Origin of the sequence: Sulfitobacter delicatus (assembly GCF_900102535.1) — a bacterium.
Classification (GTDB): domain Bacteria; phylum Pseudomonadota; class Alphaproteobacteria; order Rhodobacterales; family Rhodobacteraceae; genus Sulfitobacter; species Sulfitobacter delicatus.
Map to the genome: position 1 here is coordinate 627,037 of NZ_FNBP01000002.1, position 14,955 is coordinate 641,991.

The 14,955-nt window shown below is 60.2% G+C and carries 17 protein-coding genes; 7 read left to right on the forward strand and 10 right to left on the reverse strand.

Translation table 11 applies throughout. The annotated features are described in order from the left end of the window. The first annotated feature begins 81 nt into the window (after positions 1-81). On the forward strand, positions 82-837 hold the full coding sequence (locus tag BLS57_RS06290) for a Hint domain-containing protein (protein WP_244153608.1): 756 nt from the start codon (positions 82-84) through the stop codon (positions 835-837). Between the two features lies 1 nt (position 838). Here BLS57_RS06290 and BLS57_RS06295 read toward each other — a convergent pair whose 3' ends face one another. Continuing rightward, positions 839-1,339: an Lrp/AsnC family transcriptional regulator gene (locus BLS57_RS06295; protein WP_093740248.1), complete on the reverse strand. Its 501-nt coding sequence runs from the start codon at positions 1,337-1,339 to the stop codon at positions 839-841. 204 nt (positions 1,340-1,543) lie between these two features. On the opposite strand from BLS57_RS06295, the gene trxB reads away from it, so the two are divergent. Together trxB and BLS57_RS06305 are read left to right on the forward strand one after the other, a co-directional pair. Beyond that, complete coding sequence (trxB, locus tag BLS57_RS06300; protein WP_093740384.1) at positions 1,544-2,548, forward strand: thioredoxin-disulfide reductase; 1,005 nt, start codon at positions 1,544-1,546, stop codon at positions 2,546-2,548. 197 nt (positions 2,549-2,745) lie between these two features. Further along, positions 2,746-4,458 (forward strand): bifunctional sulfate adenylyltransferase/adenylylsulfate kinase, encoded by a 1,713-nt coding sequence (locus BLS57_RS06305; protein ID WP_093740250.1) that lies wholly within the window; start codon positions 2,746-2,748, stop codon positions 4,456-4,458. A 53-nt stretch (positions 4,459-4,511) separates the two neighbouring features. Here the strand turns inward: BLS57_RS06305 and BLS57_RS06310 are convergent, their stop codons facing one another. The 4 genes from BLS57_RS06310 to BLS57_RS06325 all read right to left on the reverse strand — a co-directional run bounded on the left by BLS57_RS06310 (position 4,512) and on the right by BLS57_RS06325 (position 6,985). Further along, a complete protein-coding gene (locus BLS57_RS06310; protein ID WP_093740252.1) occupies positions 4,512-5,372 on the reverse strand; it encodes a glycosyltransferase family 10 domain-containing protein in 861 nt (286 codons plus the stop codon). Then, the gene (locus tag BLS57_RS06315; RefSeq protein WP_093740254.1) at positions 5,369-6,268 is read right to left on the reverse strand and encodes a PhzF family phenazine biosynthesis protein; all 900 of its coding nucleotides are present in this window, start codon (positions 6,266-6,268) and stop codon (positions 5,369-5,371) included. Before BLS57_RS06315 ends, BLS57_RS06310 begins: the two co-directional genes overlap by 4 nt. 80 nt (positions 6,269-6,348) lie before the next feature. Beyond that, positions 6,349-6,567 carry a DUF1150 family protein gene (locus tag BLS57_RS06320; protein WP_093740256.1) on the reverse strand — a complete coding sequence of 73 codons (219 nt, stop codon included), beginning with the start codon at positions 6,565-6,567 and terminating at the stop codon, positions 6,349-6,351. Positions 6,568-6,571: 4 nt separating this feature from the next. Beyond that, positions 6,572-6,985, reverse strand: a complete 414-nt coding sequence (locus BLS57_RS06325; RefSeq protein WP_067267324.1) for an Hsp20 family protein — start codon at positions 6,983-6,985, stop codon at positions 6,572-6,574. Between the two features lie 164 nt (positions 6,986-7,149). Here BLS57_RS06325 and BLS57_RS06330 point away from each other — a divergent pair, with 164 nt between their 5' ends. The 3 genes from BLS57_RS06330 (at position 7,150) to BLS57_RS06340 (ending at position 9,004) form a co-directional block, all read left to right on the forward strand. Further along, the gene (locus tag BLS57_RS06330) at positions 7,150-7,374 is read left to right on the forward strand and encodes a YdcH family protein (protein WP_093740258.1); all 225 of its coding nucleotides are present in this window, start codon (positions 7,150-7,152) and stop codon (positions 7,372-7,374) included. An 81-nt stretch (positions 7,375-7,455) separates the two neighbouring features. Further along, on the forward strand, positions 7,456-7,941 hold the full coding sequence (gene purE / locus BLS57_RS06335) for a 5-(carboxyamino)imidazole ribonucleotide mutase (RefSeq protein ID WP_208597524.1): 486 nt from the start codon (positions 7,456-7,458) through the stop codon (positions 7,939-7,941). Further along, on the forward strand, positions 7,934-9,004 hold the full coding sequence (locus tag BLS57_RS06340; protein WP_093740260.1) for a 5-(carboxyamino)imidazole ribonucleotide synthase: 1,071 nt from the start codon (positions 7,934-7,936) through the stop codon (positions 9,002-9,004). Before purE ends, BLS57_RS06340 begins: the two co-directional genes overlap by 8 nt. A 4-nt stretch (positions 9,005-9,008) precedes the next feature. Here the strand turns inward: BLS57_RS06340 and BLS57_RS06345 are convergent, their stop codons facing one another. Then, entirely contained in the window at positions 9,009-10,151 is a 1,143-nt protein-coding gene (locus BLS57_RS06345; protein ID WP_093740262.1) for an alpha-D-ribose 1-methylphosphonate 5-triphosphate diphosphatase, read from the reverse strand. Then, a complete protein-coding gene (locus tag BLS57_RS06350; protein ID WP_093740264.1) occupies positions 10,138-10,932 on the reverse strand; it encodes an alpha/beta hydrolase in 795 nt (264 codons plus the stop codon). Before BLS57_RS06350 ends, BLS57_RS06345 begins: the two co-directional genes overlap by 14 nt. Positions 10,933-11,001: 69 nt before the next feature. On the opposite strand from BLS57_RS06350, the gene BLS57_RS06355 reads away from it, so the two are divergent. After that, positions 11,002-11,457: an NUDIX domain-containing protein gene (locus BLS57_RS06355; protein ID WP_093740266.1), complete on the forward strand. Its 456-nt coding sequence runs from the start codon at positions 11,002-11,004 to the stop codon at positions 11,455-11,457. Here BLS57_RS06355 and BLS57_RS06360 read toward each other — a convergent pair. From BLS57_RS06360 to istA, 3 genes are all read right to left on the reverse strand, one after another. Next, a complete protein-coding gene (locus BLS57_RS06360) occupies positions 11,423-12,271 on the reverse strand; it encodes a DMT family transporter (RefSeq protein WP_093740388.1) in 849 nt (282 codons plus the stop codon). The two genes, BLS57_RS06355 and BLS57_RS06360, sit on opposite strands and share 35 nt — an antisense overlap. 314 nt (positions 12,272-12,585) lie before the next feature. Next, positions 12,586-13,350 (reverse strand): IS21-like element helper ATPase IstB, encoded by a 765-nt coding sequence (gene istB, locus BLS57_RS06365; RefSeq protein ID WP_093740268.1) that lies wholly within the window; start codon positions 13,348-13,350, stop codon positions 12,586-12,588. Further along, complete coding sequence (istA, locus tag BLS57_RS06370; RefSeq protein WP_093740271.1) at positions 13,347-14,834, reverse strand: IS21 family transposase; 1,488 nt, start codon at positions 14,832-14,834, stop codon at positions 13,347-13,349. Before istA ends, istB begins: the two co-directional genes overlap by 4 nt. Positions 14,835-14,955 lie beyond the last annotated feature (121 nt).

The following is a 14,955-nucleotide window of genomic DNA, read 5'->3' on the forward strand; positions in this document are numbered from 1 at the left end:
AGACCACATGAAATGACATCGCTTCATTTCCGTGCCGTCGGTGGGGGCCGATGCGGATGTGACTGATCAAGAGGTTTCAAAATGACGCCGACCGCTGCCATGGCCAACCGCCGCCCGACCAATAGCGCCCCCGAGGGAGATGACACCCGCCCTGCGCCCATGCCGATGCGCAACTACGAGGTTGCGGCTCTGCGTGCAGACGGGTCGCTTTTCATCGGGCAGGACAACGCCCCGGCGCTGCCGCTCTTTGAAGCCGCCTTTGCGGCTTTTGCGCGTGGGACGTTGATCCAGACCGTGCAGGGCGATGTCGCGATCGAAGACCTCCAGCCGGGCGATATGATCAACACATCCTCCGGTGAGCCAGCAGAGTTGGTCTGGATCGGGTCAAGCAACTTCATCCCCGCAGATGCAGGGCGACGGATGCCCCTCATCCGGATCATGTCGGATAGCTTTGGCGAGGGTCGCCCCAGTTCATTCCTCACCGTTGGTCCCGCTGCCCGTGTTCTGCATACGCCGCATCACCTGCGGGCCGAGGCCGGTGGCACGCGGCTGCTCACGCCGGTGCGCGAGTTTATTGACGGTGTGAATGTAATCGAAGTGGTGCCGCCGACTCCGGTACGCCTGTTCCACATTTGCCTGTCACGTCACGCGGTGATTAAAGCTGGCGGGCTGGAGATGGAGACCTTCCACCCCGGTGCGCAAGCCACGCGGGCGGTCACGCAAAATCTGCGCGACAGGTTTCTGTCAATGTTTCCGCAGATTGGCCATGCCACTGATTTTGGCCCACTGGCCCATCCCCGCGCGCCCGAAGCCGCACCGGAGGGCGACCTTCACTGAGTTAGGGTGCAGTCGCCAGCCGGGCTTCCAGCACATCGAAAGGCACGCCGGGATCGTCTTTGGCCCCACGGATCACCAGACTGGTCTTTACGCTGGCAACATTCGGCGTCGTGAGCAGTTCTCCGGTTAGGAAGCTCTGAAAGCTGGACAGGTCAGGCGCCACACATTTCAGAATAAAGTCGACCTCGCCATTAAGCATATGGCACTCGCGCACCAACGGCCAACCGCGGCATTTTTCCTCGAAAGCGCTTAGATCGGCTTCGGCCTGACTGGCCAGCCCAACCATCGCGAAAACCTGAACTTCGAACCCTAACTCGCGGGCATCGACATCGGCGTGATAGCCTTTGATATAGCCTTGCTCTTCCAACGTTCGAACTCGGCGCAGGCAAGGCGGCGCGGAGATCCCCACACGTTTGGCCAGTTCGACATTCGTCATCCGGCCATCGGATTGCAATTCGGCCAAGATCATCCGGTCGATCGGATCTAGTCGTGTACCCGCCATATTACCCTCAATGAATTTTCGATTCTTATAGCAGCCCACAGGGCACGCGCAATAAAGTTTCACATTAGCGCAATAATCTTCCCATACTAATGAGAGGAGTAGAGTTTAATGGGTAGTACCGTCGCCCGCACAGCAGGGGTTTAACGGTTCCGCCCGGACCGCTATATGAAGCGGGCATTATCAATGACAGCCTGGGGGCGCCAGATGGCCGAGACACGTGAAACTAAGGTATTGATCATCGGCTCCGGCCCTGCGGGCTACACCGCAGGCGTCTATGCCAGTCGCGCGATGCTGAACCCGATCCTCGTACAGGGAATCGAGCCCGGCGGTCAGCTGACCACGACTACCGAGGTTGAGAACTGGCCCGGCGACAGCGAGGTCCAAGGCCCCGACCTGATGATCCGCATGCAAGAGCACGCGAAAGCGATGGGAACCGAAATCATCGGCGACATCATCACCGATCTTGACCTCTCCAGCCGCCCCTTCCACGCGAAGGGCGACAGCGGCACCACCTATGTCGCGGATGCGGTGATCCTTGCCACGGGCGCACGGGCTAAATGGCTGGGGTTGGAGTCGGAAGAAAAGTTCAAGGGCTTCGGCGTCTCGGCCTGCGCCACCTGCGATGGGTTCTTCTACCGCGGCCAGGAAATCGTAGTCATCGGCGGCGGCAACACCGCAGTCGAAGAGGCGCTTTTCCTGACCAATTTCGCCTCCAAGGTCACTTTGATCCACCGCCGCGATGAGCTGCGCGCTGAAAAGATCCTGATCGACCGGTTAATGAAGAACCCTAAGATCGAGCCGCTTTGGTTCCACGAGCTGCATGAGGTCTACGGCACCGACAATCCGCTCGGAGTAGAAGGTGTGAAGGTGAAGCACACCAAAACCGGGGAGATCACCGACATTCCGGCCAAGGGCGTTTTCGTCGCTATCGGCCATGCGCCGTCCAACGAGTTGGTCAAGGATGTGCTCGAAACCCATATGGGTGGCTATGTCGTAACCAAACCGGACAGCACAGAGACTTCTGTGCCCGGCGTCTTTGCCGCAGGTGATTTGACCGACCACAAGTACCGGCAGGCGGTCACTTCGGCGGGTATGGGTTGCATGGCAGCATTAGAAGCCGAGCGTTTCCTCGCAGAAGTCGGCGACGATGACGGCAAGGATACCTCCCTTCCGCTTGGCTATGGCGCTGAGGTGAAGGAAAACGTTTAAGTAGGAGGCTGTAAGCAGCCATTGCTGTTCTGATGACCGGCATTCTTCGCTGAACTTATTGAACAATATGAAGATATGGTGGGAAATCCGCCTTTGCCGCGTCGTTTTCGGGCAATACTCTAGACTTGCCCTCCCATTTGACGTTAAGGCGGCCCCATCGGAACCCGCCTCCGTTCTCCATGTGAAAAGTGATTGATATGATGCACAACAACCTCGCCCCAATTTCCGAACTCTATGTTTCCTACGATTCCGCACAAAAACTAAAAGTAGAAGCCGGCAATCTGGTTAGCCTCGACCTGACCCCGCGCCAGATTTGCGATCTGGAACTGCTGATGAACGGCGGCTTTAACCCGCTTAAAGGGTTTCTGACCGAAGAAGACTATGACGGCGTCGTTGAAAACATGCGTCTGGCAGATGGCTCTCTCTGGCCCATGCCGATCAACCTCGATGTGAGCGAGGCTTTCGCTGAAAAGTTGGAACTGGGCCAAGACATTGCCCTGCGCGACCAAGAGGGCGTGATCCTCGCGACCATGACAGTCACCGACCGTTGGACGCCCAACAAATCGCGTGAGGCAGAGAAAGTCTTTGGCGCTGATGATGAAGCCCATCCGGCGGTGAACTATCTGCACAACCAAGCAGGCAAGATCTACCTCGGTGGCCCGGTCACCGGTATCCAGCAGCCTGTACACTATGATTTTCGCGGTCGCCGCGACACGCCGAACGAGTTGCGCGCCTATTTCCGTAAGCTCGGCTGGCGCCGCGTTGTGGCGTTCCAGACCCGCAACCCGCTGCACCGTGCGCATCAAGAACTGACTTTCCGCGCTGCCCGCGAAGCACAGGCGAACCTTTTGATACACCCCGTTGTCGGCCTAACAAAGCCGGGCGATGTGGATCACTTCACCCGCGTGCGCTGCTATGAGGCCGTGCTCGACAAATACCCGGCGGCCACCACGTCGATGAGCTTGCTGAACCTCGCCATGCGTATGGCCGGCCCGCGTGAGGCGGTCTGGCACGGCCTGATCCGCAAGAACCACGGCTGCACCCACTTTATCGTAGGCCGTGACCACGCTGGCCCCGGTAAGAACTCTGCCGGTGAGGATTTCTATGGCCCCTATGATGCACAGGACCTGTTCCGCGAGCATCAGGAGGAAATGGGCATCGAAATGGTCGATTTCAAACATATGGTTTGGGTGCAGGAACGCGCCCAATATGAGGCCATGGATGAGATCGAAGATAAAGATGACGTCACCATCCTGAACATCTCGGGCACTGAACTGCGCCGTCGCTTGCAGGAAGGTCTGGAAATCCCTGAGTGGTTCTCCTTCCCAGAAGTCGTCAAGGAATTGCGCCGCACCAAGCCGCCGCGCAGCCAGCAGGGATTCACCGTCTTCTTCACAGGCTTCTCCGGCTCCGGCAAATCCACCATCGCCAACGCCTTGATGGTCAAGCTAATGGAGATGGGTGGCCGCCCGGTTACGCTGCTCGATGGTGACATCGTGCGGAAGAACCTCAGCTCCGAACTCGGCTTCTCGAAAGAGCACCGCGACCTGAACATCCGCCGCATCGGCTATGTCGCAAGCGAGATCACCAAAAACGGCGGCATCGCCATCTGCGCGCCAATCGCGCCATATGCGACCACCCGCCGCGCCGTGCGTGAGGATGTGGAAAGCTTTGGTGCCTTTGTCGAAGTGCATGTCGCGACCTCCATCGAAGAATGCGAGCGCCGCGACCGTAAAGGGCTCTACAAACTGGCGCGCGAAGGCAAGATCAAAGAGTTCACCGGCATCTCCGACCCCTACGACGTGCCGCAGAACGCTGAATTGGTGCTGGAGACAGAGAACGTCGACGTCGACAACTGCGCCCACCAGGTTTTGCTGAAGTTGGAAAACATGGGCCTGATTACAGGTTAAGCCCCATGATTGGTCAGACAGAAAGCGCAGCCCCTCGGGGCTGCGTTTTGCGTTTAAAGACTGTCCAAAACGGCCCGAGCGGCCCTGCCATAAAGGTCAGCCCATTGGTGCGCCTGCGGCTTGGCCCCACGCAAAGCGGGAAGCAACGCGCCATATTGCGCGACATCAGCCTGCTGGATCGCGCCAAGCAGAGCGTCAGCACGATCGCAGATCACCATACCGCCTGTATCCATATAGTCGCCGATATTCGGGCAACCCCAGTAGATCGGCACTGTTTCACATAGAACTGCGTCAACGATCTTCTCTGTGAAGTAATTGCGTTCCTGAATGTTCTCGATCACCACTGAAAAGCGGTAGGGGGCCAGGCCGTCGGCCTTGTTTTCAAAAGGGGCGTAGCCCCGGCCCAAGAGGGCCACATCCAGCCCCCGCGCGCGCACGGCATCCACAATCTCATGCCGCAGCACATGGCCAGCAAAGTCGCGCTTATTAGAAGCGATAAGCGAAATGTTGTGTCGTTTGATCAGATCCACCTGCTCTGGATTAGCCACCATCGACGTGCCGTAGACGAAAGGGATCCCGTTAGGGATCGCCTGAACCAAGGCCTCATCATGGCTCAGCACCCGGAAAAATCGACGGTGGGTCAGACGCAACAATTTCAGGTGGCGTCCGTGAATCACCGATGGTTCGACAACCATCAACGTCACTTTGGCCCGCAGGCCAAAGGACGGCTGGTAATGCATATTGGTCTTTGGAAATACGATCAGATGATCGTCGGAGGATAGATCGGCCACGGTGCCACGACGCAATCGTTCGGGGCGCCCCAGTGGCCAAATAAGATCATCCAATGGGCGCGTCGCATGCTTTGACCCGAGCTTTTGCCCATAGGGCAGAACGGCGATTGCCGGGTTGGTCATCGCGCCCCCTCGGTTCCAGTCGCGTCGGGCATGAATACATCGCCCGACATCACCACCCGCCCCTGCCCAGCCACGCGCACGCCGGTGATCGCCTCACGCGGCCCGAGAACTTCCACCTCGGCCCGCCCCGGACGCCCCATGCCGTGTCCCTGCTCTGCTGTGAATTGCGGTACGTCGATGAGGCCGTTTGCCCAAAGGTAAGCCGCCATTGCCCCGGTGGCGGAACCGGTAAAAGGGTCTTCCGGTGGGCTGGGCGGAGCAAGCAGCAAACGTGCGTAGGTATCGCCGACGTCCGTGGCCCCGCCGAGCGTGACCCAAAAGGGCTCCATCATATCATTGTCGGCCTGGCCCAGGAGGCGATTGTATGCGTCGAGCGCGGCCATATTAAGCCGCAGTGTGTCCAGTGTGGCCCGGTTTTTTAACACAGTAATGCAAAAGGGCAGCCCAGTGGATACAACTTGCGGGTCACCAATGATGTCGTCCGCCGAAATTCCTCCGACACGCGCCACCACGTCGGCTGGCACCTTGGGGCCAAACTCCGGCGCGATCTGGGTCATGGCGATCTGGTCACCTGTCACCTCGACCTCGACAAGGCCTGCTCCTGTCTCAAGCTTTAGACTGCCCTCCCCGATCAGCCCGCGATGGCGCAGGGCCGCGACGGTCGCAATAGTTGGATGCCCTGCGAAAGGTATCTCGCGGCTGGCAAGGTAGTATTTGACTTTGAAGTCCGCCACTGCCGATGGCCCAGTGAAGGTGCATTCCACGAGGGAGGTTTCGCGCACATAGGCGGTGCAGATATCGTCCGGCAGGTCCGCCCCACCATGCACCACCGCGCAGCCATTGCCCCCGAAGGTTTGATCGGTGAAAGCGTCGACCCAATCGAATTCGTATTTCAATACTCTAATTCCCTTACAAAAAAGGCCGCAGCGGACTGCGGCCTTGCTTGAGCGTCAGGGTATCGCCGTCGCGGCTGGCGTCAATGGACCAGAACGGGCTTGTAGTCATGCTCACGCGCAAGAGCGAAAGCCAGCTTGCGGTCGCCGACCAGTGCGAGCTGCTGTCCTTCTGCGTCGTGGACGGCATAGAGTTGCTCCAGCCCTTCCGCCTGATCGCGGACTTCGCGCGGCAGATCGGTGACGGAGATCGTTTTGACATAGACCATACGGTCATTTCCGTGGGTGATCGCGTGTTGCATGATATTACCCCTTCTTGATCTTGATGGTCTGAACCACCGTTTCAGGCTTGGCGCGGGTCAGGTCTACGTGCAGCAAACCATTCTCCATCACGGCTTCGCCCACATCGACCCCATCGGCCAGAACGAACGAGCGCTGAAATTGTCGCGCAGCGATTCCACGGTGCAAAAACACCCGGTCTTCGCCATCGTCAGACTGACGCCCACGGATCACGAGCTGTCTATCCTCAACGGTTATCGACAGATCCTGTTCCGAAAAACCCGCAACGGCGAGGGTAATTCGATAGCTGTAATCCGAGGTTTGTTCGATGTTGAACGGCGGATAGCCTTCGTTTCCGGCCTTCGCGCTGCGTTCGAGCACCCGTTCCAACTGTTCAAACCCAAGCATATGCGGGTAAGAGGCAAGTGTAAGTTTCGTCATGCGACACGTCCTTATCAGGTCAAGCGACAGTGTTTGATATGGGCCCCGCAACCGGCAACCCTTGGGATAAATATGGGGGGGCTTGCGGGACTGTGCAAGGGCTATGCCAAATGATCTCAACCGCTTATATTCAAGGTTCAGCGGCCTAACGGAATCACCTGACCATGAATGCCCCTACCGACCTGTCGATGAAAACGGATGAAGTTCTGCGCGTAGAGCTTGAAGTGTTCAAACGCGAGCACCGCGACCTTGATGACGCAATTCACGCGCTGGTGGACAAAGGCACGGGCGACCAACTGACCTTGCAACGGCTGAAAAAGCGCAAGCTGCGGCTGAAAGATCTGATTGCCCAGATTGAAGACCGGTTGACCCCAGACATCATCGCCTGAGCGCCCCCCAATCGCACGTTGCCACGTGGTCTGTGATGGGTATAGTGCGCGCTCCGATCCACCAAGAAAAGGCCCTGCGCAATGACCACGCCCCCGGTTGGCATCATCATGGGGTCCCAGTCCGACTGGGCGACCATGCGCGAAGCAGCGACCCTGCTGGAAGAGCTCAATATCCCCTTTGAATCCCGCATCGTCTCGGCGCATCGCACGCCCGACCGTTTGTGGGACTATGGCAAAACGGCAGTGGACCGCGGCCTGCAAGTTATCATCGCGGGCGCAGGCGGCGCTGCGCATTTACCGGGGATGATGGCGTCCAAGACCCGCGTGCCGGTGATTGGCGTGCCGGTTCAGACCAAGGCGCTTTCGGGCGTGGATTCGCTCTATTCCATCCTGCAAATGCCGCGTGGCTTTCCTGTGGCGACCATGGCCATTGGTTCAGCAGGTGCTGCTAACGCGGCGCTGATGGCGGCGGGCATCCTCGCCCTGCAAGACCCGGACCTTGCCAAACGGCTGGACGACTGGCGCGATGCTCTCAGCGCATCGATCCCCGAGGTGCCCCATGACTGAACCGCTACAGACCGGCGCGACCATCGGTATCCTGGGCGGCGGACAATTGGGCCGGATGCTCTCGGTCGCCGCTGCACGCCTTGGCTTTCGCACGCATGTTTTCGAACCCGGCGCCAATCCCCCCGCTGCGGATGTCGCCCATGCGGTTACCACTGCGAGCTATGACGATCACAGCGCCCTGACTGCCTTTGCTAATGCCTGTGATGTCGTCACCTTTGAGTTCGAGAATATCCCGACCGAGGCGCTTGATGTGGTTGAGGCGATCACCCCAATCCGTCCGGGCCGCGAAGCGCTGCGCATTAGCCAAGACCGGCTGATGGAAAAGACCTATCTGAGCGACCTCGGCCTTCAAGTTGCACCCTTTGCGGATGTGACCGATGCGGCCACACTCGAAGCCGCTGTTGCCGAAATTGGCACACCCGCGATCTTGAAAACCCGCCGTTTCGGCTATGACGGCAAAGGCCAGTTGCGCCTGAAAGGCGGAGAAGACCTCGCGGCCACTTGGGCTGAGATGGGCGGCGCCCCCTGCGTGCTCGAAGGGTTCGTCGACTTTACGGCTGAGATTTCCGTCATCGCAGCGCGCAGTGCTACGGGCGAGGTCGCCTGTTTCGACCCGGGCGAGAACGTACACCGCGACGGTATCCTGCACACCACGACCGTGCCTGCGCGGATCAGCAATGCGCAGCGTACCGATGCGGTGCTGCTGGCAGGGCGGGTGCTGAACGCATTGGACTACGTCGGCGTCATGGGGGTTGAGCTTTTCGTGACACCGCAAGGGCTGATCGTGAACGAGATTGCCCCCCGCGTGCATAACTCGGGCCATTGGACCCAGAACGGCTGCACAGTTGACCAATTCGAACAGCATATCCGCGCCGTCGCTGGCTGGCCGCTGGGCGACGGCCAGCGCTACGCCGATGTCGTGATGACCAACCTTATCGGTAATGACATGGACCGCGTGCCCGATCTCGCCCGCGCGCGTGACACAGCGCTCCATCTCTATGGCAAGGCTGAGGTCAAAGCAGGCCGCAAGATGGGCCACGTCAATCAAATCATCCGCGGTTAACGGCTCAGGCGGTGAATCGCTCGGCGACCGCCCCTGACATATAGCTGACCCGCCCCGCGGCAAAGGTCGCGGCGACACGGCCCGTGGCTTGATCGAGGACAACGATATCGGCGCGTTTGCCCGGGGCCAACGTGCCGCGATCTGTCAGACCGAGCACCTGTGCCGGCCCCGAAGACACCAGAGCCCAAGCCCCCGCCAAATCGACCAATCCGCTGCGCGCCAGAATCAACGCCGCGCGCCGGGGCGACGGGTAGTGGTAATCTGAGGCCAACGCATGACAAAGCCCCATGCTGATCAGGTCCAACGCCGACAAATTGCCATTGTGCGACCCGCCGCGCACCACATTCGGCGCCCCCATGATCACGGCATCTCCGGCTGCATGAGCCGCTTCTGCCGCCTCCTGTGTTTCGGGGAACTCCGCCAGCGTCACCCCGCGTGCGCGCCAAGCGGCGCGGGTCTCCGCCGTCTGATCATCGTGACTGCCCATGCGCACGCCGCACTGCGATAATTCGGCACAAAGTGCGTCCAAAGCGGCTGGCACCTCGTTCCGCCGCCCATGCATCTCTTGCATTTGCGCCAAGTGACTCTCGGGGCTGCGACCGGCTTTCAACGCCTGCCCGACCAGACGTTTCGGGGTTTTCCCCGCTGCGATCCTGTCATGCGGCAGGTGGTCGTTAAACACGACATAGCCAACGCCCCAGTCGGCGATCCGCTGCGGCAGACTTGCGTAGAGATCGAGCATATGCGTCTCAAACCGCAGTTGCGGACGTACGTCGGTGACCAGATTGGGAGCGGTATCCCGAATGCCGGAAAAGACTTGATCTGCAAAATCGAGCCCGCGCAGACCACCTTCCCAACTGACAAACTGCGCAAGGACGGCAGTGGTGATGCCATTCGCTGCAAGCTCGGCCTCAGCGGCCACCAGCCCTTCGGCCAATTGCTTCATCGCCCCGCGGCGCGGCGCAAGGTGCCGCTCGAATCCATCGCCGTGCAGATCAACGATCCCCGGCAGGACTTGGAACCCGGTCAGGTCCACAGTACGGCCTACAGGCTCGGCAGAAACCATACCCTCGGCAAAGGAAAGCGGGGCGTTGCTTAACCCTTCGGGGTGCAAAACTTCGGCGCCGATCAGGTCAAGGTTTGGCATCGTCGCCCTCCACCCCCGGCAGGCAGCCCCCTTCGGGACAGCCAATCGCCTCCAGCACACCGTCAATCCACGTCATCGACCGATCAAAGGCGCCGGTTTCGAGAAAGGACATGGTCTGCGCGATCACGCTCGGGTTGTTCATCATAAAGGTATGGGTCACCGGCAACACGATATGGTCTTTCATCCCCGCCACCTTCGTTGAAGCGACCGAAACCTTGCCATCGTCCGGTCCCGGGAGAAGGCTCGAGAAATAGGGGTTCAGCGACTGCGACCCAGCGATCACGCCCAATTCAAATGTCACCGGCGGCAGTTGGTTCGGCAACGCCTCGTCATCCGTGCCGATCTCAGCCCCCGCAGGTCCGTTCAGCCATTCAAAGGCCGGGTTCTCAACCAACTCGTCGACCACTTCACTGCCATGGTTCGGCGGCCCGAGCATCACCACGCGGCCCACGCGTTGCGCCCCGACTTCGGCCACCCATTTGCGCACTAGAATGCCGCCCATTGAGTGCGTCACGAAATCAATCTGCGCGGTGCCGCAGGCGTCTACCGCATCCGGCATCGTGCGCGCCACGAGGTCTGCGATCCCCGCCTCGGTAGAGGGATAGCCCGGGCGCACAACACGGTAACCCTCAGCAGACAGAGCCGCTTCCATAACAGCAAAGGAAGTCTCCGTCCGGGCAAGCCCGTGCAAGAGCACAACACAACGCGGCGTCTCTGCCGCTCCGATGTGCGGCACGGTGAGCAGCCCGGCAGTGAGAGTGAATGTGATACAGCGCTTCATGCCCTTCAGATAGACTGATTGCGCGGGGTGTGAAATGGTCTTGCCACCTGCCGTTACGAAAGTCTGCCGATGCCCCTCTCCTGCCCCCGATTGGCCGCACGCGCCGTGCTGGTCCACCAAGACCGCTTGCTGCTGGTCAACGCCTATGCCGACAACCGCCTCGGCCTAATGTGTGCCCCGGGCGGGGGTGTCGAGGCGGGCGCCTCACTGCCCGACAATCTGATGCGGGAGGTATATGAAGAAACCGGTCTGCAGGTCACCGTGGGGGCGCCCTGTCTGGTTAACGAATTCCACGATCCCGGCGGCGACTTCCATCAGGTTGATATCTATTTCCGTTGCGCGCTGAGCGGGTCCGCCGAAGTAGATCCGCACTGGCTAGATAGCGAAGCGGTTGTGACCCGCCACATGTGGGTCACACGGGATGAGCTTGCACAGGTGCCACACAAGCCCGATAGCCTCGGTGACGTAGCTTTCGGCGGCGATGGCGTGATTACTTACGACCCGCTGGAGCCGATTTTGCGCTGAGCGCCCATGCGATACCGCCAAGGACCAAAGCAGTCGCGATGATGAGGGTCAGGCTTACTGCTTCGCCCAAGAGCACGACCCCGCCCAATATCGCGATGATCGGCACGCTAAGCTGGGCCACCGCCGCCGTACCACCGTCGATCTGGCGCAACACGATATACCAAAGCGCATAGCCAAGCCCCGAGGTCACGCCCCCGCAAAGAGCGGCGAGCGCGACACCCATACCGCTAAAGGACGGGCCCGAAAACATCGGCAGGAGCAGCATCAGCGGAAAGCAAAGCACAAAGTTCGCCGAGGTCGCAGCAAGCGGGTCACCCGCGCTGCGCCCTACGATAGAGTAAATCGCCCAACCAAGCCCAGCGAGCACCATAAGCGCGGCCCCAACTGGATCGGTGCCACCCCCTCCCGAGGGCCAAAGCACCAGGATGAGCCCCGCAAATGCCACCGCGGCACCGCCCATCTGCCGCTTGCTAGGGCTCGCCCCGGTCAAAGCGCTCTGGGTAAACATTGTGATCTGCACGACACCGAAGAGGATCAATGCGCCCAGCCCCGCGTCTAGCGTCAGATAAGCCAAGCTGAACCCGATCATGTAAAGGGCAAGGCTCAATGCACCCGCGATCCGGTTGCGCCGGAACAGGGGTAAAGCCCCGCCGCGCAGGGCCACAAGTCCCGACAGCACCACCGCCCCGGCCCCGACCCGCAAAAGGGCAAATCCCGCTGGATCAATATAGCCGCCTTCGAGCGCCATACGGGTCAAAATCGAGTTGGCGGCAAAGGCGACCATGGTCACCACGGTTAGAAAGAAAATTTGCATGTCGAACGGCTTAGCCGCTCGGCAGACCTGCGCCAAGCCCATAAGGCGGTGACTCTTGCGCACGCTTTGTTGAAGTCACCAACCGAACTTCTGCAAAGCTGAGCGGTAGAGCTTAACTGTTACGCAGAAGTGGAAAAGATAAACTCTGTCAACGGCGGAGTAAAACCCGACCAAAGGGCGGCGCAAAAGTAGGCCACTTTGGGGTTGGGCGTGAAGGGTGCATAGAGTGCTGGCGGCCAGTCGACCGCGCTCCCCAAATAGCTGTCGGTTGACTAGCCGCCTTGGCCCGTGAGGGCCAAGGCATGGATTGTCGATCAGGAGGTTTTGGTGGCTTTTCGCGCTTGGCTTTGGGCCAAGCGATAGCTTTCGCCGTTCATCTCGAGGATGTTGACGTGGTGGGTCAGCCGGTCGAGGAGCGCCCCGGTCAGGCGCTCGGTTCCGAAGGTTTCCGTCCATTCATCGAAGGGCAAGTTGCTCGTGATCAGCGTAGCCCCGCGCTCGTAGCGCTGCGAGATCAATTCAAAGAGCAGCTCGGCCCCGGTTTTGGAGAGAGGGACGAAGCCCAATTCGTCGATGATCAGCAGCTTGGCGTTGGCCATCTGTTTTTGGACCCGCAGCAAGCGACGCTCGTCGCGCGCCTCCATCAGTTCGTTGACCAAGGCCGCGGCGGTGGTGAAGCTGACCATCATCCCTTTCTGGCAAGCAGCGAGCCCCAGGCCGAGTGCGACGTGGGTTTTGCCGGTGCCGCTTGGGCCGAGGGCAATCACGTTCTCGCGCCGTTCGATCCAGTCGCAGCGCGCCAGCTCAAGCACCTGCATTTTGTTGAGCTTGGGGATTGCCTTGAAGTCGAAGCTGTCGAGGCTTTTGGTGGCCGGGAACTTGGCCGCCTTGATGCGGCGCTCGACCATCCGTCGCTCGCGATCGATCAGCTCCAGTTCGACCAAGCGCGTCAGGAACTGGACATGGTCCAAGCCCTCGGCGGCGCATTGGCGCGCCACCTTCTGATACTCACGCAGGAATGTCGGAAGCTTCAGCCTCTTGAGGTGATGCTCCAGCAGGATTTCGGGGGCATGGGTCATTTCGCAGCCTCCGACATCAGGGACATGTAGCTGGCCGCTGAGGTCGTCTCGACCCGCGCCCGTGGCAGGTAGGGGTACACGTCGAGGTCGAGCCGTGGTGGCCGCTTCTCGACCTGACACAGCACCAGATGCTTCACAGCATCAAAGCCGACCGCGCCCATCTTCAGGGCCTGCTTTACGGCGGCGTGTAGCTCATCCATGCCGAAGGTCTCCAGGAGGCGCAGCACCTGAACATACTCGCGGCGCCCTATCTTCAGCATGCGCGCTTCCATCAGGCGGCGCAGCGTGTCGAACTCTTTTGGCAAGTCCCACCCCGCAAGGGGCGCGGCCTGATCCAAAGCATTGATCTTGCGTTCGATCAGCGGGAGGTAGTGGATCGGGTCGAACACCATGTCCTCGCGCGCGTAGCACCGCGGATGGCGTGCGATCACGTCCCCACGGCAGCCAATCACCACCTGATCAACATAGGCCCGCACCCAGACATCCTGATGGCCATAGGCCACGGGGACCGAGTAATCGTTGGTGCCGTAGCGGACCAACGATTGGGAGCTCACCCGGCCGCTGGCCTGTGCGCAGGCCTCAAAGGGAGCGGCTGGCAAGGGGCGCATCTCGGCCAGATCCCGCTGCACGCGCGCGCCGATCGTCTCCGTGTGCCCACGGAGTGTATCAGTCTGACGGGCGCGACACTGCTCTTCAAGATAGGTGTTGAAGCTCTCCCAATCCGGGAAGTGGGGGATCGGCACCATGTGGTTGCGGCGGACATAGCCCACCATCCCCTCGACATTGCCCTTGTCATTCCCTTTGCCCGGCCGTCCGTAGCGGTCTCGGAACAAGTAATGCGACAGCAGCCCGCTGAACAGCGTCGCGCGGACCCGTGTACCATCCGGCTGGATCTTCGAGACCAGACAACGGTCGTTGTCGTAGAGAACCGACAGAGGCACCCCGCCAAAGAAGGCAAAGGCATGCACATGCCCGTCCATCCAGGCCTCCGCCGTCGCCGCCGGGTAGGCTCGCACGAAGTAGGCATCGCTGTGGGGCAAATCCAGGACGAAGAAGTGGGCCTTTTGTTCGACACCCCCGATCACAACCAACGCTTCGCCAAAATCAGCTTGCGCATGGCCCGGCGGATGCGCCAGCGGCACGAACATCTCACGGGTGCGTCGTTCACGCTGCCGAACGTAGTCCTTAATGATCGTATAGCCGCCGGTGAACTCGTGTTCCGTCCTGAGCCGCTCGTGGATCCGCTTCGCCGTGTGGCGCTGCTTGCGAGGCAACTTCCTGTCCTCTTCAAGCCAGCCATCGATGATCTCGGTAAACCCATCAAGCTTGGGACGCTTGATCTCCTTCGTGCGCCGGTAGCCCGGCGGCGACGAGAACGCCAACATTTTGCGAACGCTGTCGCGCGATATGTTGAAATGGCGCGCCAGATCCCGCTGGCTCATCCCCTCGCTGCGCGCCAGCCTCACCTTCAGATAAAGTTCCACGGTGTAAATCTCCTCACCCTCCCTGCTGCCGCAAGAAGGGAAAAAGTGGACGAATTTTACGCCGCCCGCACCGCCAATACGACGGCGCTACCGTGGTCTAATTTTGCACCGCCGTTCTCAC